Source organism: Streptosporangium longisporum (genome assembly GCF_039534895.1).
Lineage (GTDB): Bacteria > Actinomycetota > Actinomycetes > Streptosporangiales > Streptosporangiaceae > Streptosporangium > Streptosporangium longisporum.
Genome location: NZ_BAAAWD010000003.1, coordinates 69,141 through 90,302, shown reverse-complemented (window position 1 = coordinate 90,302; position 21,162 = coordinate 69,141). Strand labels below are relative to the sequence as shown.

Below are 21,162 nucleotides of genomic sequence, written 5' to 3'. Positions count from 1 at the left end.
CACAGGAAATCCGGAACGAAGAGAGAAATCATGGAAGAGGTCCTTCAGGCGAGCGCGGCCCTGACCGAATATCGCCACACGATGAATCCCGGCCTTTCTCCGCTGGGGGAGAGGTGGATACCACGCGACCCGAGAAGTGTCGCCTCCGCTCGCCGGTTCGTGCGCGACGTCGCCCTCGACTGGAACGCGGCCGAGGGCATTCCCGAAATCGCCGAACTCCTGGCCTCGGAACTCGTCACCAACGCGCTCGCGTACGGTTCCCGGGACGTGGGCGTCCCGGGTCCCGTCCGTGTCACGGTCGGCCGGGAGAGGGAGCTGCTCGTCGTGGACGTCTGCGACTCCTGCATCATGGTCCCCCGGCTGAGGCGGGCCGGTGACCTGGAGACCTCCGGCCGGGGCCTCGCCATCGTGCGCGACCTCTCCCGCAACTGGGGCTGGACCCTGAACCCCTACGGCAAGTCCGTCTGGTTCCAGCTTGAGGCCTGGCCGTGAGCCGGGACGATCCCCGTGCCGGAGCGGGCAGGCCCCGCCGCCGGCCGGTCGGACCCGGCGGGGGACCGATCGGCGGCCGTGACGCGTACGCGGCCGTCAGGGCTTGCGCGCGATCCCTACGTAGCCCATCCGGGCCATCTCCTCGTCGACCTGCAGCTCCGTGTCCGGGTCGGAGAACGGCTCGATGCCCTCCGCGTTCCGGCCGTTGACGAGGCCCGGGGGGATGAGCTCGAAGTCGCCGAAGAACCGGGCGATCTCCTCGCCCGTACGGGGGCAGAACGGCGTGTTCGCCTTCTGGTAGAACTCGCTGATCCGGGCGGTGCGCTCGGGGGCGGCGTCGCTGCCGACGTGGGAGACGGCCAGGTAGCTTCCCGGCGCCACGGCCTCGCGGTAGGCGGCGACGAACGCCTGCGGGTCGTCCTCGTCGGAGATGAGGTGCAGCAGGAACATCATCAGCACCGCGACGGGCCGGTCGAAGTCGATGAGCTCGCGCACCTCGGGGTTGCCGAGGATGCTTTCGGGGTCGCGCACGTCCCCCTGGACCATGGCCACCCCGTCGCCCCCGGCGAGCAGGGCACGGCCGTGCGCGCAGACCACGGGGTCGTGGTCGACGTAGACCACGCGCGCGTCCGGGGCCAGCCGGAGGGCGACCTCGTGCACGTTCTGCTGCGCGGGCAGCCCCGAGCCGAGGTCGAGGAACTGCCTGACGCCCTTGCCGATGAGGTACTCCACCACACGGCCGATCAATCTGCGGTTCTCCCGGGCGCCGTCACGGGTCTCGGGGAGCACGCTGAGCACCATCTCGGCGAGCTCCCGGTCGGCCCGGAAGTTGTCCTTGCCGCCGATGAAGTAGTCGTACATCCGTGCCGCGTTCGGGATGTGCGGATCCACCCCCTGGGGCGCCTGCTCCTTCGTCATCAGCGTCCTGTCGTCTGTCTCGTCTCCGCGTGCTGAACTCCGTCATGATCCCGTTGTTTTCCGGCGAACGCCACCTTTTCGGGAGGTGTATCTCACGGTGAGAGCACCCTGACCCGCTGTGGTGATCCCGCCGGACCGCTCCGCGGGCTCCGCCCGAACCCGTTTCCTCGCGGCCCGATTCCGGTCGGTAAGGTACACGGATGGCGAACGTAAGGAAGCAGATTCTCACCGAGTTCGGCGTCAAGGCGACCATCGTCCCCGAGGCCGAGATCAGGCAACGGGTCGACTTTCTCAAGGACTACCTGCGGTCGACCCCGGCCAAGGGTTACGTGCTCGGGATCAGCGGCGGCCAGGACAGCACGCTGGTCGGCAGGTTGTGCCAGCTCGCCTGTGAGGAGCTGCGCGCCGAGGGGCGTGAGGCCACCTTCGTCGCGGTGCGGCTTCCCCACGGCGTGCAGGCCGACGAGCACGACGCCCAGGTCGCGCTGGAGTTCATCCGGCCCGACCGGTCGATCACGGTGAACATCAAGCCGAGCGCGGACGCCGTCTCCGCCCAGACGGCGCTCGGCCTGCGGGAGGTCGAGGGCGACGGGTTCGAGCTGAGCGACTTCGTGCGCGGCAACGTCAAGGCCCGCGAGCGCATGGTGGTCCAGTTCGCGATCGCCGGGCAGCTGGGCCTGCTCGTCGCGGGCACCGACCACGCGGCCGAGGCGGTGACCGGCTTCTACACCAAGTACGGCGACGGTGGCGTGGACGTCATCCCGCTGACCGGGCTGAACAAGCGTCAGGGCGCCGCCCTGCTGCGGGAGCTGGGAGCACCGCCGAGCACCTGGGAGAAGGTGCCGACCGCCGATCTGGAGGAGGACCGGCCCGCCCTGCCCGACGAGGTGGCGCTCGGCCTGACGTACGCCCAGATCGACGACTACCTGGAGGGCGCCGAGATCGCGCCGGAGGCGGCGGCGAAGCTGGAGGCGCACTACCTCGCGACCCGGCACAAGCGGACCGTTCCGGTCGGCCCGTCCGACGACTGGTGGCGGACCACGGACGCGTGACCGTCGGCGGTCTTCGTTGCGCACGGCGCACCCTGTCGCGCCGTGCGCTTTACGTCCGCCTGCCTATCCTCCTGAGGTGAAGGGGGCGGCCGTGTACGACTTCGTCATCGTCGGGGGTGGTTCGGCGGGGTGCGCGCTCGCCAACCGGCTCTCTGCCGACCCCGCCAACCGCGTGCTGGTGCTGGAGGCGGGCCGCCCGGACTATTCCTGGGACGTCCTCATCCACATGCCGGCGGCCCTGCCCTTCCCGATCGGGAACCGCTTCTACGACTGGAAGTACGTCTCCGAGCCCGAGCCGCACATGAACGGCCGCCGGATCTACCACGCCCGGGGCAAGGTGCTGGGCGGCTCCAGCAGCATCAACGGGATGATCTTCCAGCGGGGCAACCCCCTGGACTACGAGCGCTGGGCCGCCGATCCGGGGATGGGGACCTGGGACTTCGCGCACTGCCTGCCGTACTTCAGGCGCATGGAGAACTGCGTGGCCGCGGACCCGGGTGATCCGATGCGCGGCCGGGGCGGGCCGCTGGTGCTGGAGCGCGGGCCGGTGCGCAACCCGCTGTTCGGGGCCTTCTTCGAGGCGGTGCAGCAGGCCGGGTACCCGCTGACCGACGACGTCAACGGCTACCGCCAGGAGGGCTTCGCCCGCTTCGACCGCACCATCAGCGCCGGACGCCGCCTGTCGGCCGCCCGCGCCTACCTGCACCCGGTCGCAAGACGTCCCAACCTGGAGGTCAGGACGCGGGCGTTCGTCACCCGGATCCTCTTCGAGGGCGGGCGCGCCGTCGGCGTCGAGTGCGGCGGCCGGACGGTCCGCGCGGGCGAGGTGATCCTGTGCGGCGGCGCGTTCAACTCCCCGCAGCTGCTCCAGCTCTCCGGGGTGGGGAACGCGGCCGAGCTGGAGTCCCTCGGCGTCGACGTCGTGCACCACCTGCCGGGCGTCGGCGAGAACCTCCAGGACCACCTGGAGGTCTACATCCAGTACGCCTGCAAGCGGCCGGTGTCGCTGCAACCGGCGATGAGGTGGCGCAACCGGCCGTGGATCGGCGCGCGCTGGCTGTTCCTGCGCAGCGGCCCCGGCGCGACCAACCACTTCGAGGCGGGCGGCTTCGTCCGGAGCGACGACGAGGCCCGCTACCCCGACCTGATGTTCCACTTCCTGCCCGTCGCGGTCCGCTACGACGGCTCCGCGCCCGCGGGCGGGCACGGCTACCAGGTGCACGTCGGGCCGATGTACTCCGACGCGCGCGGCTCGGTGAAGATCACCAGCACCGACCCCCGGGTGCACCCGGCGCTGCGCTTCAACTACCTGTCCACCGCGCGGGACCGGCGCGAGTGGGTGGCGGCCGTCCGGATCGCCCGCGACATCCTGAACCGGCCCGCCATGGACGCCTTCAACGCCGGGGAGATCTCACCCGGCCCCGGTGTCGGGACCGACGAGGAGATCCTCGGCTGGGTGGCCAGGGACGGGGAGACCGCGCTGCACCCCTCGTGCACCGCGCGGATGGGCGTCGACCCCATGTCCGTGACGGACCCGCTCTCCATGCGGGTGCACGGCCTGGAGGGACTGCGCGTGGTGGACGCCTCGGTGATGCCGTACGTGACCAACGGCAACATCTACGCGCCGGTCATGATGGTGGCGGAGAAGGCGGCCGACCTGATCCTGGGCAACACCCCGCTCGCGCCCGAGCACACCCCCTTCCACCGGCACCGCGGCGAGCCTGCCCGCTGACCTCGCCCGTCGGCCCTACCCGTCGTGTCCGGCCGTCGTGTCCGCCCGCCGACCCTGCCCGCCGACCCTGCCCGCCGGCCCCGCCCGCTGCGTCGACCCCGCCGGCCCGCCTGTCGTGTCCGAAACATCAATCGGACGTCGGCAGTTTCCCCCTTGCCGGATATATCTGGTTAACGAGTGGTTCAGGTGTTTTTGCAAGGGTGTTCGGGTAGCCGGAGCGCTCTCTCCGGCGGGGATGGAAAGGCACACCATGGGCCACGGGCACGATCACCCTCACGATCACACGCATGCTCACCCACACGACCACTCTCACGGTGCCGAGCACGCCCTCGACCAGGGTGACACGGCGCCGATCGTCGACTTCTCGGTTCCCGACGCCGAGCTCTCTCCCGGCCAGCTCTCGCGGCGCCAGATGTTCCGCCGCGCCGGACTGCTGGGCGCCGGCCTGAGCGCGGCCGGCGTCCTCGGCGCGCAGGGCCAGGCCGCCGCGGCCACCACGGGCACGCCGACCCCGCACGGCCGCGAGCCCCGCGACGGCTACCTCTGGCTCGCCGGCGACCACCACATCCACACCCAGTACAGCTCCGACGGGATCTACAAGGTCAGCGACCAGGTCCGGCACGGGAACGCGTACGGGCTGGACTGGATGGTCATCACCGACCACGGGGGCGCCACCCACGCCAAGATCGGTGTCGACAAGGTCAACCCCGACATCGTCGCCGCGCGGCAGGACGTCAGGGACGCCCTGGTCTTCCAGGGGCTGGAGTGGAACATCCCCGGCGCCGAGCACGGCACCGTGTTCGTGGCCCCGGGCCGGGGCGAGGTGGCCACCCTCAAGGAGTTCGAGAACTCCTTCGACGGCTCGGTGAAGGGCGCCTCGTCCTCCACCCCGCAGAACGAGGCCCTGGCCATCGCCGGGCTGAACTTCCTGGCCGACGCCGTCAGGCGCCGCCGCGTCGAGGCCGCCCTGTTCCTCGCCAACCACCCCTCGCGCAAGGGGCTCGACTCCCCGCACGAGATCCGGGGCTGGCGCGACGCCCAGCCGGACATCGCCGTCGGCATGGAAGGCGCGCCGGGCCACCAGGCCGCGGGCATCCCCAAGCCGCACGGGCCGGGCGGCGGGCGCGGCTTCTACGACAGCAACCCGGGCGCGGACTCCTTCCCCGCCTACCCCGCCGAGAGCTACAAGACCTTCGGCGGCTTCGACTGGATGACCGCGACCGTCGGAGGGCTCTGGGACAGCCTGCTCGCCGAGGGCAAGAGCTGGTGGGTCACCGCCAACTCCGACTCGCACTCGGTCTACGCCGACACGACCGACCGCGGGCCGGGCGGGGACTTCAACGCCAACGGCAGGTACGAGGACCCCGTCTACCGGGGCACCCCCAACCTGACGGCCGGCGACTTCTGGCCCGGCTTCTACAGCCGCACCCACGTCGGCGCCAGGAACTTCTCCTACACCGCGGTCATGGACGCCATCCGCGAGGGCCGCGTGTGGGTCGACCACGGCGGCCTCATCAGCGGTCTGGTCGTGCGCGCCCGGCAGGCCGACAGGGGACAGCGCGGTGTCTCGCTCGGTGACACCCTGCACATCCGCAAGGGCGCCAAGGTCGAGCTCAGCATCGAGATCACGCTGGCGAACCGGCCGAACTGGGCCCAGTACGTCCCGGCCCTGGCCCGCGTGGACGTCATCCAGGGCGACGTCACCGGACCCGTGACCGACAGGGACGTCTTCACGACCCCGGCCACCAAGGTCGTGACCTCCTTCGAGGTCGGCAAGAACACCGGGACCGTGAGGTTCACCTACCGGCTCGGCGCCGTCGACCGGCCGCTCTACGTGCGGCTGCGGGGCACCGACGGCAACCGCAGCGCCCCCGGGCTGCTCGGCGCGGCGATCGACCCGGCCGGACCGCGGATCGACGTCTTCGGCGACGCCGACCCGTGGAAGGACCTGTGGTTCTACAGCAACCCGATCTGGGTCGTGCCGCGCGGATGATCATCGGCCTCGACGGAGGCTCGCGGACGGTCGCGGAGGCCGAGCACCTTCTCCACCGGGTGGTGGAGACGCTCGGCCTCCCGGACGGCACCGTGGGCTGCACGCACTTCGTACGCGTCGCGGACGGCACGCCGCACGTGGCCTGCTCGCTCGCCGTCCGGGAGGCGATCGACCTGGCGGCGTTCTCGGCTCTCCCTGCTGAGGTGGGGGCCGCGTCCGGTGAGGACCGTACCGGGCCCGAGGAACCGGCGCGGGGCGCGGCGCTCGCCGCGGCCGCGCACGCCGCCGGGTCCGGAGGGCGCCTGGTCGTGTACCCGGGCCGGGCGGAGCTGACCGGCACGCTCAGCGTGGCCGAGATCCTGGCCCGTTCGGCGATCGACCAGGTCGCCGTGCTGGCCCAGGCCGAGGAGCCGGCACCGGACACCCTCGTCACGACCGGCGACCACGTACGGCCGCAGCTGCGCGACGGGCGCGTGGTCCTGCTGACCATGCCCGCCGCGGACGGGCGCCTCATGCCCGCCGAGGTACGCGACCCGACGCCCTGCTGCGCCGACCACGGCTGAGGCGGCGCGGCCGGGGCCGTGAACCGCGGGCCCGGCCCGGGAACCCCGGATCGACGGCCGACGCGGCCGACGCGGCCGATCCGGGGGTCCCGGTGTCACCACCGGCCGCTCACCGGCCGCTCCCCGGGATCACCCCGGGTCCGGGGACCACGGGAAGCCGGCCAGTTCCTCCACGGCCGTCTCCAGCGCGGCGTCGACACCGTGTTCCACCATGGCCCGGTAGGCCGGGTCACCCGCCGCCGCGGTGCGCCGGATGCCCTCCGCCGAGGCGCTCACCCGCAGGCGGACGGTGTCGACGAACCGGTCGGCCGGTCCGCTCCAGCCGTAGGCGTCGAGGAACAGCCGCAGCCTCCGGGGTCTGTCGGCGAACGCGGTGAAGCCCTCCGCCGCCACGATGTGGCGCGCGTGCAGCGGCACCCAGGCGAAGGCGGTGAAGGCGAGGTCCCACTCCGGGGTGACCGGAGCGGCGAAGTCCCAGTCGAAGAAGCCGACGAGACGCCCGTCGGCCCAGGCCGCGTTGTAGGGGGCGGCGTCGTTGTGGCCGACGACCATGCCGGGCCGCCAGACGCCTCCCTCGCGCCAGACCGCGTCCGCGGGAGGGACGAAGCCCGCCACGGCGGTGTGGAAGTCGCGAAGCCAGTGGCCCACCTGGCGGAGCGCGTCGTCGCCGTGCACCCAGGAGGGCCACGGCCGTGCGGTCCCGACCACGTCCCCGGGCAGGAAGGAGAGCACCTCCCGGCCCTGCTCGTCGAATCCCAGCGCCCGTGGGGCCCCGGCGAAACCGACGGTCTCCAGGTGCCGGAGCAGCGCGTGCACGGAGGGCGTCCAGGGGCCCGGGACACGGCGGACGGTGTCACCGACCCGGACCGCTCCGCCGGTGTTCCCCCCGGGAAGTCGTTGTTCTTCGATCATGGTTCCATCCTGGTGCGCGGCAGCGGGGAGTGCCACACGGCGTCGACCGGCAGACCGGCGAGCCGTTCGCCCAGCAGGCCCGCCTGCCGGCGGCCGATGCCGGTGGGGTTCCCGAACGCGTCGGCCGTGCCGGGCCGTGGTGTGGCGCGCCGTGGTGTGCCAGGTGGAGGTGTCGTGTGGTCGCGAAGGGTTGACGGTCCTCCCCGGGCTCCTATAGGAAAGGGCTTCTGTAGGAAAGCGCTATCCGATCGTGTGCACCGGGAGGTCCCTGATGACGAGCCGTCCCGGAGACGTCCGGGGCCGTGGCGACCGCGTCGCGGCCGGTTGAGCGGTGCCGTCCGACGCCTCCCACGACCACGCGGACCCGCGCCGCCTGCGGCACCTCGGGAAGTTCTCCGGGCTGGCCGACATCGCCGCCGCCCAGCGTGGTCTGTTCCCCCCGCCGGGCCCGCGGCTGAGCGAGCGGGCGCGCGACGTCCTGGGCGTGCTCGACCTGACCGCGTCGAGCGTGCGCACCGAGCGCACCTGGACGGCGGGCGACCTGTCCGGTGAGGAGGTCTCCTGGGACGTGGGGTTCGGCCCCAGGACCCGTGCCTACGTGCTGCGTCCCCGCGAGGCGGGCGGCGCGGCGCTGCCGGGCGTCGTCGCGCTGCACTGCCACGCCGGGATGAAGTGGGCGGGCAAGGAGAAGATCGCCGACGGCCCCGGGGCTCCCACCCCCGAGGTGGCGCGGCTGCGGGCCGCGATCTACGACGGCAGGGCCTGGGCCGGGGAACTGGCCCGGCGGGGGTTCACCGTGCTGGTGCCCGACGTACTGGGCTGGGGCAGCCGCAGGATCCCGCTCGCCGACATGCCCGAGAACGTCGCCGGCGCTCCCGGCGACGATCCCGGGCTCGGCGAGGCCGACCGCTACGACGCCGCGGCCGGACGGTACGAGAACGTCCTGGCCAAGTACTGCACGGTGCTCGGCACCTCCTACGCGGGCGTCGTCGCGGGGGAGGACCTGGCCGCGACCGCCTACCTGCGCTCGCGCCCCGACGTCGGGCCCGTGGGGTGCGCCGGGCTGTCGGGCGGCGGGCTGCGCGCCGCCCTGCTCGGCGCCTTCGACCCCGGCCTGCGGGCGATCGCCGTGGTCGCGATGATCTCCTCCTACCGGGACCTGCTGGACGGGTACGTCGCCCGCCACACGTGGATGCTGTACCCGCCGGGACTGTCCCGGCTGTGCGACCTGCCCGACCTCGTCGCCTGTGCCTTCCCCCGCCCCCTGCTGGTCTGGTACGCCGAGCACGACGAGATCCTCCCGCCGAGCGGGATGCGCCGCGCCCACACGATGATCGCGGCCCGCTACCGGAGTTCCCCGCGGGAGTACACGGGCGTGTTCGCCGAGGCGGGACACGCCTTCGGTCTCGGCGCGCAGGAGCGGGTCTTCGGCTGGCTCTCCTCGCACCTGGACGCGGGCGGGGACGGACCGCGGTAGCGGCCGACGACGACCAGCGGGGACGGGCGGGGACGGACGGGGTACGGCGTGCGGGTCAGCCTCCTGTGAGAACGGCCGCCTCCGGCCGGCCCGGCCCCACCCGTTCGGCCAGGAAGTCCTCCCAGGTCCGGGTGCCCAGGGTGGCCCCCCGGAGGGTGAGGTTGTCCCCGGCCCGGTAGGCGCGCCCGGCCTTTCCCGGCATCCGGACCGGCACCGTCAACCGGCGCCCGCCGCGCGCCTTCAGGTACCCGCGGCTCAGCTCGTCCAGCCCGTACACCCTGGGCCCGGCCAGGTCGGGCACCAGGCCGGCCGGCTCGCCGAGCGTCAGTTCCGCCAGGTGCGCCGCCACGTCGCGCGCGTCGACCGGCTGGAACCGGAGCCCGCCCGGGATCGGTATCACCGGCAACGCCGCCATCTTCCGCACCACGTTCAGGACCAGGTCGTGGAACTGGGCGGCCCGCAGCGTCGTCCACGGCAGCCCTGAGCCGGTCACGGCCCGCTCCGCGTCCAGCTTGGACCTCATCCAGGCCAGCGGGAGCCGGTCCGCCCCGATGACCGAGATGTACACCAGGTGCCGCGTCCCGGCCCGTGACGCGGCCCGGACCAGGTTCCGGGTCGCCTCGTCGTCGCCCTTGGGGCCGCCCGCGAGGTGCAGGACGATCCCGGCCCCGTCGACCGCGCGCCCGACGCCGTCCCCGGTGAGCAGGTCACCGGTGACGTACTCGACGCCGTTCCCGTTCTCGTGGCCGCGCCTGCTGAGCACCCGCACCTCCCGGCCCGCGGCCCGCAGGAGCGGCACCACGAGGCGCCCGAGCGTGCCCGTGCCACCGGTGATCAGAATGGGTGAGGTCATGTGGTCTCTCCGAACTCGTCGTTCCGGGAGTTCGTCCTCCCGGTCACATCGGCGGGATCGCGCGTGTCTACCCTTACGACTCCTGGCGAGGAAGGAACGTGACACGGTGGACGAGCGCGAGTGGCTCACCGAGCGGTTCGAGGAGCACCGGACCCGGCTGCAGGCCGTGGCCTACCGGATGCTCGGCTCGGTGAGCGAGGCCGAGGACGCCGTGCAGGACGCCTGGCTGCGCCTCGGTCGCGCCGACACCGGTGACGTGCGCAACCTCGGCGCGTGGCTGACGACCGTGGTGGCCCGGGTCTGCCTGAACGTGCTGCGCTCGCGCGAGCGACGGCGCGAGGACCCGCTCGGGGTGCGCATGCCCGACCCGATCGTCGGCCACGAGGACGGGACCGGCCCCGAGGGGGAGGCGGTGCTGGCCGACTCGGTCGGGCTGGCGCTGCTGGTGGTGCTGGAGACGCTGACCCCGGCCGAGCGGCTCGCGTTCGTGCTGCACGACATGTTCGCCGTGCCGTTCGAGGAGATCGCCACGATGATCGACCGGTCCCCGGCCGCGGCGCGGCAGCTCGCGAGCCGCGCCCGCCGCCGGGTGCGGGGACAGGCCCCGGTCCCCGACCCCGACCTCGCCCTCCAGCGTGACGTCGTCGACGCGTTCTTCGCCGCCGCCCGCGACGGCGACTTCGGCGCGCTCGTCGCCGTGCTCGACCCCGGCGTCGTGCTGCGCTCCGACGGCGGCGCCGCGCGGGCCCAGCACACGGTCGTCATCACCGGTGCCCGGACCGTGGCCGAGCGGGCACTCACCTTCGGGCGGCTCTTCCCGCTCGCGCGACCGGCGCTGGTCAACGGGGCCGCCGGGGTCGTCGTCGCCGCGCACGGCAGGCCGCTGTCCGTCATGGCCTTCACCGTCACCGGCGGGAGGATCCTCGCCATCGACGTGCTGTCCGACCCGGAACGCCTGGACCGGCTCGATCTGGCGGTCCCGGGCTCCTGAGCACCCGCCGGCGGGACGTCCTCCGGCAGGCGCAGGCGGCACGTTCCCCGGTACGCGCAGGCGGGAGGCTCTCGGCACGCGCAGGCGGGACGCTCCCCGGTACGCGCGTGCGGGACGTTCCCCGGTACGCGCGGAAAAGGGCGGGGTGACCGGTCGTCGACCGGTCACCCCGCCCTTCCGCGTCCTCCCCGGATCTTCCGCGTCTCCCAGGCCCCTGGGTCCTCGTGATCCCCCGGTTCGTCGCCGGTCAGCTGAACATCGCCTCCATGGTCTCGTGCGACTTCTCCTTCTTGGCGTCGGACTCGCTGCCCCAGCAGGTGTTGAGGATGATCCGCGTACGGTCCTCGGAGAGCGGGACCGTGCGGTGCAGCGTCGTGTCGGAGCGCAGGAAGTAGATGTCACCGCTCTGGTGGGCGTACGTGCTGATCGGCTGCTTGATGAGGTGGTCGTGGACCCGGGGGTCGTCCTTCACCCAGTGGGTGTGGGGGACGCACTGGAGCATGCCGCCGTACTCGCTGCTCGGCGCCTCCAGGATCCAGATGACCGTGAAGCTGAAGTCCCCCCAGTGCCAGCCGTGGGTGTCGCCCTGCTTCTCCTGGCGGATGATGACGTACTTCTCCTCGTCCCAGGGGCAGTTGACGACCGGCTCGTTGGCCAGCCTGCTCAGGAAACCCTTGATCGCGGGGGACTCGTAGATCTCCGGGATCAGGGTGCTGTCGCGGGCGATGGACTGCTGGCTGACCGTGCTCATCTTCCGCGGGGAGTTGCTGGTCTCCTTGAGGTTGATGTCGATCCGGCGCGCGTGCAGGTCGAGCAGCCGGTCCACCTCGTCCGAGACGAGTTCCTTGACCTCGTCCGAGACCAGGTTCCGCAGCTTGACGTAGCCGTTCCTGCGGAAATCATGGGAGAGCCTCCGAATTTCCCAGGGGTCGTGAAAGGTCTTTTCGAGATGCTCCGCGATCCGGTCGTCGAGCGAGAGCGTCCCGAGGCCGGTCTCGTAGTTGGGAGTCGGCATGCGATTTCTCCTCCGTGGTTATCGAGCCCGTGTTCATAGAGGTTTCCAGGAGCGTAACACGCGGCCGTCGGACGCGAATTGCGCCGTTGTTCGCCGCGGTCCTCTGTGAAAGCATGAGCCAATTCGATCCGAGCGGCTTCAGCGATTACTCAGACTACGCAAGGACGAGCGTCATGAACACCAAAGTCACATTCGTCGAGCTGTCCGCATTCGAGGCCATCCTGCCCCTCGCCTCCGGCTACATGCAGGCCTACGCGCAACAGGACCCGGAGGTGGGACCGAGATGTGATTTCGAGATCTACTCCGCCCCGGTCTCCGCCGACCAGAGGGAGGTGATCGAAGAACTGCTCACAAAACGCAGCGACGTGTACGCGATCAGCTGTTACATCTGGAACATCGGCTTCGCACGCTCGGTGCTGGCCGCGCTGCACGAGCGGCTCCCCGACGCCCAGTTCATCCTCGGCGGCCCGCAGGTCATGCAGCACGCCCACGAGTACGTCGCCCCCGAGCAGGAGAACGTCGTCGTCTGCAACGGCGAGGGCGAGAAGACGATGGTGCAGTACCTGCGCCAGGTGCTCAGCGGCGCCCCCCGGTTCGAGGAGGTCGACGGCATCAGCTTCTGGCGGGCGGGCGAGCTCGTCACCACCGAGGCCGCCGCGCGCGTCCGTGACCTGATGGAGGTTCCCTCGCCCTTCACCTCCGGTGTCTTCGAGGAGGGCAAGTACACCACCGCCATCCTGGAGACCAACCGGGGATGCCCGTTCAGCTGCGGTTTCTGCTTCTGGGGCGCCGCGACCAACGACAAGGTGCACAAGTTCGAGGACCAGCGCGTCCGCGACGACATCACCTGGATCAGCAAGAACAACTTCGTGTCGATCTTCATCGCGGACGCCAACTGGGGCATGGCCCCGCGCGACGTGGAGCTGACCCGCCACCTGGTGGAGTGCAGCGAGCAGAACGGCTACCCGGTGATGGTCTCGATGGCCGCGGCCAAGAACAAGCCCGACCGGATGGCCGAGATCACCGAGATCCTCGTCCAGGGCGGCCTGCTGACCAGCCAGCCCATCTCCCTGCAGTCGATGAGCTCGAAGACCCTCGACCTCGTCGACCGCTCCAACATCAAGCCCGCCACCTACACCGAACTGCAGAAGACGCTGCGGGAGAAGCGCATCAGTTCCTACATCGAGCTGATCTGGCCGCTTCCCGGAGAAACCCTCGGCTCCTACAAGGAGGGAATCGCGGAATTGTGCCGGCTACGCGCCGACACGCTGATCGTCTATCCGCAGCTCCTTCTCCACAACACCTCGATCTACGCCAAGAGGGACCTTCTCGGCGTGAAGGTGGAACGCGTTCCCAGCGATGTCACCGAGGCCGATGTCGTGGTCGGCACGAATTGGGTCAACCGCGAGGAGTACGAGCGCGGCACATGGTTCTACTACGCGGTCCACTCGCTCTACAACCTGCGCGGCCTGTATTACCTCGCCAATTATCTGGAGAGGTCGGGCACCAGGAAGCTGGAGGACTTCTTCACCGACGCCGCGACCTATTTCGAGAGCCGCACCGACACCGAGATCGCGACTTTCTTCCGCGATTCGGTGAAGAAACTGTGGAACTACGACTTCCACAACTTCGGGATGGTCGCGCACCTCGTCCTGCACTCGCACCGCGAGGAGTTCGACGGGCTGCTCGTCGACTTCGCCCGCGGCCAGTCGTGGTGGGAGGACCCCGGGGCGCGGGCCGCCTTCGAACTCGACCTGCTGGCCAGGCCCTACATCTACCTGGCCAAGCCCACGCCCCCACGTTACGACTTCACCGAGCTGGGCGTCGAGTCGCGCGCCGGGTCGCGCGGCAGGACGACGTCGGTCGTCGACATGCCCGCCGACCTGGCCGCCCTGCTCATCGACCTCGACGTGACCGGCCTGGACGCCGGCCAGGAGCGCCTGACCCGCCTGGAGCTCGACCACCCGCGCGGGCGCAAGCTGCCCTACATGCCCGAGCGCAGCCTGGAGCACAACGCCTCCTACTGCCAGGGCATGGTCCTGCGGCTGCGGGAGTACCTCCCCACCTGGCGTCCCGTGTCCGAGGTCGCCGCACTGCCCGGTCCCCGCTGAGCCGCGCCGCTCCCCGTCGGGCCCAGCCCCCGGTGTACCGGCGCCCCGGTGTCCCGGTGTCTCCGCCCGGCCCCGGTGTTCCCGCTCGGCCGCGCTGCCCCCGCGCATGACGAGGGCCCGTGAGGATCATCCTCACGGGCCCTCGTCATGCGCGGCCGTTCCGGCGGGGTCGGCGGTCACGCGCGGCCGTGGCGCGCTCTCGTCACGGCCGGGGTCGTCGTGCCGGCGCGTTCCCGCTCCCGTCCCCGTCCCCGTCCCCGGCACGACCGAGGCGGCAGGGACGGGAGCGAGGGCGGGACGGTGGCGGGCGTCCCGCCGGGCCGGGCCGGGCATCCCGCCGGGCGGGATGCCCGCCACCCTCCGACCTGCACCGACGGCCCGCTCAGACCGTCGCCCCGGCCTTGGCGCGGGCCGCGTCCACCGCCTCGGCGAAGTCGGCCAGCACCGGGTTCTCGAACAGCACCCGGATCAGCACGTTCACCTCGAACGTCTCCCGCACGCGGGTGATCACCTGCGCGGCCACCAGCGAGTGACCGCCGATCTCCAGGAAGTCGTCCTCGCGGGCGACCCGCTTGAGCTTGAGCACCTCGGCCCAGATCTCGGCGATCGTCTGCTCGGTGTCGGTCTGCGGCGCGTCGAAGTCGTCGTCACCGCCCCCACCGGCCAGGCCGGGCTCGGGCAGCGCCTGGCGGTCCACCTTGCCCGAGGAGGTCAGCGGCATCGCGTCCAGCGTCACGTACGAGGAGGGCAGCATGTACGTCGGCAGCGAGCCCTGCAGGAACCGGTGCAGCTCACCGGTCAGGCCGCTCCGGTCGGCGAGGATCCTGGAGGCGTCGTCGAGCACGACGTAGGCGACGAGCCGGTCGTCGCGCACGACGACCGCGGCCTCGCGGACGCCCGGATAGCGGGTGATCGCCGACTCGATCTCGGCGAGCTCCACCCGGAAACCGCGGATCTTCACCTGCTGGTCGACCCGGCCCACGTACTGCAGCCGGCCGTCGGGCAGGTAGCGGACCAGGTCGCCGGTGCGGTAGAGCCGCGCGCCGGGAGGGCCGTACGGGTCGGGCATGAACGACTGCGCGGTCAGGCCCGGCTTGCCCCGGTAGCCGTGCGCCAGGCCGGTGCCGCCGACGTACAGCTCCCCGGGCACGCCCGCCGGGAGCGGGTTGAGCCAGCGGTCCATCACGTAGGCCCGGAAGTTGGCCAGCGGGCGGCCGATCGGCGGGGCGTAGGCCGTGGCGGGGTCGCACGTGCCCATCGTGGCGCACACGGTCGTCTCGGTCGGCCCGTAGGCGTTGACGAACGTACGGCCGGGGGCCCAGGTCCGCACCAGGCCGTTCGGGCACTGCTCGCCCGCGACGACCATGAGCCTGACCGTGCCCAGCTCGTCGCCCCTCAGCGTGCTGAGGAACGTCGGCGGGAACGTGGCCGCGGTCACCTTCTGCTCGCTGATGAGCTGGGCCGTCTCCTGCGGCGTCATGGCCGAGGGGTCCAGCACGCACAGCGCCGACCCGTTCAGCAGCGCCATCGTGATCTCCCAGATCGACGCGTCGAAGCTGAGCGAGGCGAACAGCGCCACCCGGTCGTCGGGCGTCAGCGAGAACTCCCTGGACAGGGTGGAAGCCAGGTTGCTCACTCCCCGGTGCGGGACCTCCACCCCCTTGGGCCGGCCGGTCGAGCCGGAGGTGTAGATCAGGTACGCCGGGGCGTCGGGGACGGGCGTCACACCGGGGCTCGTGCCCGGCTCCTCCGCCTCGATCGTGCGCCACTCGCCGTCCAGCTCGATCGTGCGCACCCGGTCGCCCCGCACCCGCCCGGAGTGCCCGGCCGCGGTGAGGACGAGCCCCGCTCCGCTGTCGTCGAGGATGTAGCCGAGCCGGTCGGCGGGCAGCGCCGGGTCCAGCGGCAGGTAGACGCCACCGGACTTGACGATGCCGAGGAAGGCCACGAGCGCCTCGGCCGAGCGGCCGGTCATCGAGCCGACCACGTGACCGGGCCGCACCCCCTCGCGGATCAGCCGGTGGGCCACCCGGTTGGCGCGCTCGTCCAGCTCTCCGTAGGTCAGCCGGTGCTCACCGGCGATCACCGCCAGCGCGTCCGGGGCGGCCGAGGCCCGCGCCTCGAACAGGGCGCCGACGCACGCCTCCTCGTCGAAGGGGGTCTCGGTGCGGTTCCACTCCTCGACCACGACCCGCCGCTGCTCCGCGTCCAGCAGCGACAGCCGCGAGACGGGCGAGGCCGGGTCGCGCACGGCGTTGGACAGCAGCGTGACGTACTGCTCGGCCCTGGTCCGAGCGCTGGGCGCGTCGAACAGGTCGAGCCCGTAGCGCACCTCGCCCTCCAGCGAGTCCGGCACCAGCACCAGCGCCAGGTCCGAGGCGAGCGGGAAGCGGTCGGCCACCAGCCGCGAGGTCCGCACGCCCGGCAGCCGCAGCGCGCTCCAGGCCGGAACGGCCAGGTCGAACTCGGCCTGGTAGAGCGGGTGCACACCGCTGGAGGCGTCCAGGTCCAGCTCCCCGGCGAGCCGGTGGGCCGGGTAGGAGCCGTGCGCGGCCGCCTCGTCCAGCGCGTCGCGCACCCGGGTGACGACGTCGGCGAACGACGCGTCGCCGTCGCAGCCGACGCGGATCGGGAACACCGGGGCGCGGTCCGCGACCGGCACGGGAACGCCGATCACCACCTCGTCCTGTCCCGACCAGCGGCACAGCGCGACGGCCCACGCGGCCAGCGTGACGGCCCTCGTGCCGCATCCGGTCTCACCCGCCAGCGCCTCGGCCCGCGCGACGGTCTCCGGCGGCACGGTGAAGGTCACCCGGGCGCCGGTGAGGCCCGGAACGGCCGGACGGCTCCGGTCGGCGGGCAGGTCGAGGACGGGAAGCGTGCCGCCGAGCCGCTCGCGCCAGTAGGCGAGGTCGGCGCCGTCTCCCGCCCCGTTTCCCGCGCCGGAGGACGCGCGCAGGGACGCGTGGCCGTCCCCCGCACCGTCCTCCGTGTGCGGCGCGGCCCGGGGCGCGGGGGAGCCGCCGGCGTCCGCAGCGTCCGCGGCGTCCGCGGCGTCCCCGGTGCCCTCCGGCCTCTCGTACGCCAGGGAGATCTCGCCGGCGAGAGCGGCCAGTACGCGCTCGTCGGCCACCGTCCGGTGCGCCGTCACGACGAGCGCGTGGTCGTCGTCGGCCAGCCGGGCCGTGGCGATCCGGAGCGGCGGGCCCGCGACGGGGTCGAGGGGCCGGTTGGCCTGCTCGGCGACCAGCCGCGCGAGCGCCTCCTCGCGGCGGCCGGGGTCGTGCCTGCCGAGTTCCACGGGCGGCGGGACGGTGACGGGCCGGGACTCCCCGGAGCCGTCCGGCGGTGCCGCGCGCAGGTGCGGGCGTGCCTGCAGCACGTGTTCCAGCGCGGCGGTCAGGGCCTTCTCGTCCAGCGGCCCGCGCAGCCGCGCGGCGAGCGTGACCTGGTCGGTGTGGTCACCGGGGGTCGTGGCCCCCCGCGGGCTCCACCGGGTCTCCTGTGTCGGCGACGGTGCGGTTCTGCTGTCCGGCATGTGGTGCTCCAATCAGTGCCCGGCGTGGTCGAGTTCGAGGTGGACGGGGACGCGGTCGACGCCCCACATGAGGTTCGAGCGCAGCCGCTTGACCGGTCCGGTGAGCTCCATGCGCGACACCCGGGCGGTCAGCTCCTCCAGCAGCACGCGCAGCTCGAACCTGGCCAGGGCCGCGCCGATGCACAGGTGCTTGCCGAGGCCGAACGTGAGGTGCCTGTTCGGGGTGCGCCCGACGTCGAAACGGCGCGCGTCGGGGAAGGCGTCCTCGTCGCGGTTGACGACCGGGTGCCACACGCTGACGCGCTCACCGGCCCGGATGGCCTGGTCCCCGATCTTCGTGTCCCGTATCGCGGTGCGCATGACGTTCAGGCTGGGGGCGGTCCAGCGCAGGACCTCCTCCACGGCGGTGGGGATGAGCGAGGGGTCCCGGCGCAGCCGCGTCCACTCGTCGGGGTTCTCCACCAGGGCGATGACGGCCCCCGCCGAGGCGTGCCGGGTCGTCTCGTTGCCGCCGGTGATGAGGCCGTTGATGTTGAGCAGGATCTCCTCGTCGGTGAGCGGCGTCCCGTCGATCTTCCCGCGGATCAGCACGCTGATCACGTCGTCGCCGAGGTCGCGGCGCCGCTCGGCGAGCAGGTCGGCGTAGTAGGCGAAGATGTTGGCGTTGGCCTCGGCCTTCTCGGCGTCGGAGATGATGTCGTCGGAGGTGGCCGAGCCGAACGCGGTGCGCGTCCACTGGATCATCAGGTCCCAGTCGGCGCGGGGCACGCCCAGCAGCTCGCAGATGACCGACAGCGGGAGCCTGCCCGCCACCGTGTCGACGAAGTCGAAGGAGTCCTTCGCGGCGTTCTCCTCCAGCATCCCGCCGACGGTCTCGCGCATCGCGCTCTCCAGGCGGCGCACCACCCGGGGCGTGAGCGCGGGGTTCATCACGTCGCGCAGCTGGCTGTGCCGGCCGTCGGTGACGATGAGCATCTTGCCGGCGGCGGCGCGGGCGGCGGACTCGGTCTGCCCCACCTGCATGCCCCGCTCGGAGGTGAAATTCGTCTTGTCGAGATAGACGGCCACCCCGTCGGCGTATTTGGTGAACGCCCAGAAGCTCGGCCCGCCGGACCTCTTGTTCCAGAACATCGGCTGATGTTCCTGCAGGTGGTGCAGAACGCCGAGACCGGAGTCCGGAGCCGTGTAGATGTCGGGGTCGGCCAGGTCCAGTTCGTTCAGATCAATGGCTGTGTCCACTGTCATGTGGCATTCCTCCGTGCGTACACGTCGAAGATGTCCGTGTCCTTCAGCAGGGGGTCCTGGCCGATGTCGACCTGGAATCCACGGCCGGTGAGGTCGTCGCGCACGGACGCGAGCCTCCCGCCGATGTCGTGGACCTGCATGACGATCTGGTCGATCGCCTTCCAGTCGCCGGGTGCGATTCCGTCCAGGACATCACATTCGGCTTTCTCGACGTTGATTTTCAGCAGTCCTATGCGGTCGACGCCCTCGGTGGCCATGACCTCGGAGATCGTGCGCACCTGGCATTCCTGCTCCTCGGTGACGTGTCTGCCCTGCGCCATGTCGGCCACGTCCTCGGGGGCGAAACCGCTGTTGGCCAGGAACGTCCTGGTCACCTCGGCGTCGTGGTCGGTGTCGGTGTACATTCCCGACATCGCGGTCGTCTCCGGGTAGACGGTGAGAACGGCCGTTCCCGGGGTACGGGAGAGCGCGCAGTCGAACGCCTTGGCGTTCAGGCCGTGCGCGGCCAGATTCGCGCACAACGCGTCGTAAAGCGGCCTGGCGGGCTCGAAGGCGAGAATCCGCGTGCCCGGACATTCCCAGTGAAACGCCAGGGCCGCGATTCCGATGTTAGCGCCCACGTCGAAGACCGTCATTCCGGGCTCAAGGCGCACGTCATGCCTGAAGTAGCTTCTGTCGCCCACGATGCTGCGATACTGCAGGCTGGTCTCGGCCGGATTGACCTGGAATACCACATGACCGTCGGGGAGGGTCATCTGGCGTACCCGATGTTTGTTTTCCAGTGTGCCTCTCGAGTGATTTCGCATATCATCACCCTTAACAAAATCCCTATCTCAGTCAACCAGAGGTGAAACCCGACAAGGACGGAACGATCTTATGGACACTCAGAGAACGGAAGTCAGGGCGCCGGAGGAAAAGCCGCCCTCTCTCTGGCGGAACCCCGACTTCAACCGGCTCTGGGCCGGTCAGTCGATCTCGGTCCTCGGCTCCGAGCTGACGACCCTGGCGCTTCCGCTGACCGCGATCCTCATGCTGCAGGCCAGTTCCTTCGAGGTCGGCCTCCTCAACGCCATGCGCACGATCGCCGCGCTCCTGCTCACATTGATCGCCGGCGTGCTCATCGACCGCTACCGCCGCAGACCCCTGATGGTCGGCTCCGACATCGGCCGCGCCCTGGTGGTGGCCCTGATCCCGCTCGCGGCCTTCGTCGGGTTCATGGACATGTGGGTGCTCTACGTGGTCGCCGTCGTGGTCGGCGGGCTCTCGGTGGTCTTCGAGATCGCCTACGCCGCCTACATGCCGACCCTGCTGAGCGAGGAGCAGCTCGTCGACGGCAACAGCCGGATGGCGGCGACCGAGTCGGTGGGCGCCATCGCGGGCTCCAGCGCGGGTGGCGTGCTCATCGACCTGTTCCGGCCGGCGTACGTGATGCTCGGAGACGCGATCTCCTTCCTCGTCTCCGCCTTCGCGCTCTCGCGCATCCGCCACGTCGAGCCGCCCGTCGAGCGCCAGGACAACGGCGGGCGAGGCGCCGTCGCGGCGATGCTCCACGACATCAAGCACGGCCTGAGGGTCACCTACCGCAACGACTACGCGCGGCCGCTGATCCTCAACTCCGCCGGGGCGAACTTCGGGTCGATGATGATCCTGACCCTGTTCATCCTGTACGCCTCCAGGGAGCTCGGCATGTCGGGCACCTGGATCGGTTTCATCTACGCCGTCGGCAGCATCGGCGGTGTCGTCGGCGCGGTATTCGCGAGCAAGCTGTTCGAGAAGGTCGGCTACGGGCGCGGCATCATGACCGCCCTGATCGCCTTCCGGGTGCTGTGCCTCACGCCGTTCGTGGCCGGCCCGCAGTGGCTGCAGATCATCCTGTTCTCGGCGATCTGGTTCGTCACGGTGTTCGGCGTGGTGGCCGGCAACATCGGCCAGCTCACCCTCTTCCAGTACGTCATCCCCAACCACCTGCGGGGCCGGGTCATCGGCGCGAGCCGCGCGGTCTACCTGGGCATCCTGCCGCTGGCCGCGATGCTGGCCGGCGTGCTGGGCGAGCTGATCGGGGTCAAGCCCGCGATCTACGCCGGGGCCGCGTTCCTGCTGCCCTGGATCATCCTGCTGTTCCTGTCGCCGGTGCCGAACCTGCGCAGGCTGGAGGACGCCGAGATGCTCCAGGACGACGCCCCCGAGCCCGCGGACACGAGGTCCACGGACACGAAGCCCGCCGGGACGAGGCCCGGCGGGCACGAGGACGACGACGTGAAGGACTGAGG

Annotated in this window: 17 protein-coding genes; 9 read left to right on the top strand and 8 right to left on the bottom strand. The window is 71.3% G+C overall.

What is annotated here, in order from left to right:
- The first annotated feature begins 30 nt into the window (after nucleotides 1–30).
- Nucleotides 31–492 (top strand): ATP-binding protein, encoded by a 462-nt coding sequence (locus ABD832_RS02795; protein ID WP_344887769.1) that lies wholly within the window; start codon nucleotides 31–33, stop codon nucleotides 490–492.
- Between the two features lie 96 nt (nucleotides 493–588).
- Here ABD832_RS02795 and ABD832_RS02790 read toward each other — a convergent pair whose 3' ends face one another.
- Nucleotides 589–1,410 carry an SAM-dependent methyltransferase gene (locus tag ABD832_RS02790; RefSeq protein WP_344887766.1) on the bottom strand — a complete coding sequence of 274 codons (822 nt, stop codon included), beginning with the start codon at nucleotides 1,408–1,410 and terminating at the stop codon, nucleotides 589–591.
- 200 nt (nucleotides 1,411–1,610) lie between these two features.
- Here ABD832_RS02790 and nadE point away from each other — a divergent pair, with 200 nt between their 5' ends.
- The 4 genes from nadE (at nucleotide 1,611) to ABD832_RS02770 (ending at nucleotide 6,750) form a co-directional block, all read left to right on the top strand.
- Complete coding sequence (nadE, locus tag ABD832_RS02785; RefSeq protein WP_344887763.1) at nucleotides 1,611–2,462, top strand: ammonia-dependent NAD(+) synthetase; 852 nt, start codon at nucleotides 1,611–1,613, stop codon at nucleotides 2,460–2,462.
- Between the two features lie 76 nt (nucleotides 2,463–2,538).
- Entirely contained in the window at nucleotides 2,539–4,194 is a 1,656-nt protein-coding gene (gene betA / locus ABD832_RS02780; protein ID WP_344887760.1) for a choline dehydrogenase, read from the top strand.
- Nucleotides 4,195–4,429: 235 nt separating this feature from the next.
- The gene (locus tag ABD832_RS02775; protein ID WP_344887757.1) at nucleotides 4,430–6,187 is read left to right on the top strand and encodes a PHP domain-containing protein; all 1,758 of its coding nucleotides are present in this window, start codon (nucleotides 4,430–4,432) and stop codon (nucleotides 6,185–6,187) included.
- Nucleotides 6,145–6,750 (top strand): hypothetical protein, encoded by a 606-nt coding sequence (locus ABD832_RS02770; RefSeq protein ID WP_344887754.1) that lies wholly within the window; start codon nucleotides 6,145–6,147, stop codon nucleotides 6,748–6,750. The genes ABD832_RS02775 and ABD832_RS02770 overlap by 43 nt, the downstream gene beginning before the upstream one ends.
- Before the next feature lie 129 nt (nucleotides 6,751–6,879).
- Here ABD832_RS02770 and ABD832_RS02765 read toward each other — a convergent pair whose 3' ends face one another.
- Both ABD832_RS02765 and ABD832_RS02760 read right to left on the bottom strand, forming a co-directional pair.
- Complete coding sequence (locus tag ABD832_RS02765; RefSeq protein ID WP_344887751.1) at nucleotides 6,880–7,662, bottom strand: phosphotransferase; 783 nt, start codon at nucleotides 7,660–7,662, stop codon at nucleotides 6,880–6,882.
- Nucleotides 7,659–7,736: a hypothetical protein gene (locus ABD832_RS02760; protein ID WP_344887937.1), complete on the bottom strand. Its 78-nt coding sequence runs from the start codon at nucleotides 7,734–7,736 to the stop codon at nucleotides 7,659–7,661. The genes ABD832_RS02765 and ABD832_RS02760 overlap by 4 nt, the downstream gene beginning before the upstream one ends.
- Nucleotides 7,737–7,993: 257 nt before the next feature.
- Here ABD832_RS02760 and ABD832_RS02755 point away from each other — a divergent pair, with 257 nt between their 5' ends.
- Nucleotides 7,994–9,139 carry an alpha/beta hydrolase family protein gene (locus tag ABD832_RS02755; RefSeq protein ID WP_344887748.1) on the top strand — a complete coding sequence of 382 codons (1,146 nt, stop codon included), beginning with the start codon at nucleotides 7,994–7,996 and terminating at the stop codon, nucleotides 9,137–9,139.
- 55 nt (nucleotides 9,140–9,194) lie between these two features.
- Here the strand turns inward: ABD832_RS02755 and ABD832_RS02750 are convergent, their stop codons facing one another.
- On the bottom strand, nucleotides 9,195–9,992 hold the full coding sequence (locus ABD832_RS02750; RefSeq protein ID WP_344887745.1) for an SDR family oxidoreductase: 798 nt from the start codon (nucleotides 9,990–9,992) through the stop codon (nucleotides 9,195–9,197).
- 106 nt (nucleotides 9,993–10,098) lie between these two features.
- Between ABD832_RS02750 and sigJ the strand changes: the two genes are divergently transcribed.
- Complete coding sequence (gene sigJ, locus ABD832_RS02745; RefSeq protein ID WP_344887743.1) at nucleotides 10,099–10,983, top strand: RNA polymerase sigma factor SigJ; 885 nt, start codon at nucleotides 10,099–10,101, stop codon at nucleotides 10,981–10,983.
- A 247-nt stretch (nucleotides 10,984–11,230) separates the two neighbouring features.
- On the opposite strand, the gene ABD832_RS02740 is transcribed toward sigJ, so the two are convergent.
- On the bottom strand, nucleotides 11,231–11,998 hold the full coding sequence (locus ABD832_RS02740) for a HalD/BesD family halogenase (protein WP_344887740.1): 768 nt from the start codon (nucleotides 11,996–11,998) through the stop codon (nucleotides 11,231–11,233).
- A gap of 173 nt (nucleotides 11,999–12,171) precedes the next feature.
- Here ABD832_RS02740 and ABD832_RS02735 point away from each other — a divergent pair, with 173 nt between their 5' ends.
- Nucleotides 12,172–14,109: a B12-binding domain-containing radical SAM protein gene (locus tag ABD832_RS02735; RefSeq protein ID WP_344887737.1), complete on the top strand. Its 1,938-nt coding sequence runs from the start codon at nucleotides 12,172–12,174 to the stop codon at nucleotides 14,107–14,109.
- Between the two features lie 382 nt (nucleotides 14,110–14,491).
- Here the strand turns inward: ABD832_RS02735 and ABD832_RS02730 are convergent, their stop codons facing one another.
- Genes ABD832_RS02730 through ABD832_RS02720 form a run of 3 tightly spaced genes read right to left on the bottom strand, consistent with a single transcriptional unit; the run spans nucleotide 14,492 to nucleotide 19,647 of the window.
- Nucleotides 14,492–17,647, bottom strand: coding sequence for a non-ribosomal peptide synthetase (locus ABD832_RS02730; RefSeq protein WP_344887734.1), 3,156 nt, complete (start codon nucleotides 17,645–17,647; stop codon nucleotides 14,492–14,494).
- 12 nt (nucleotides 17,648–17,659) lie between these two features.
- A complete protein-coding gene (locus tag ABD832_RS02725; protein WP_344887731.1) occupies nucleotides 17,660–18,892 on the bottom strand; it encodes a cytochrome P450 in 1,233 nt (410 codons plus the stop codon).
- Entirely contained in the window at nucleotides 18,889–19,647 is a 759-nt protein-coding gene (locus ABD832_RS02720) for an FkbM family methyltransferase (protein ID WP_344887728.1), read from the bottom strand. The genes ABD832_RS02725 and ABD832_RS02720 overlap by 4 nt, the downstream gene beginning before the upstream one ends.
- Nucleotides 19,648–19,768: 121 nt before the next feature.
- Between ABD832_RS02720 and ABD832_RS02715 the strand changes: the two genes are divergently transcribed.
- Complete coding sequence (locus ABD832_RS02715; RefSeq protein ID WP_344887725.1) at nucleotides 19,769–21,160, top strand: MFS transporter; 1,392 nt, start codon at nucleotides 19,769–19,771, stop codon at nucleotides 21,158–21,160.
- The last annotated feature ends 2 nt before the right edge of the window (nucleotides 21,161–21,162 follow it).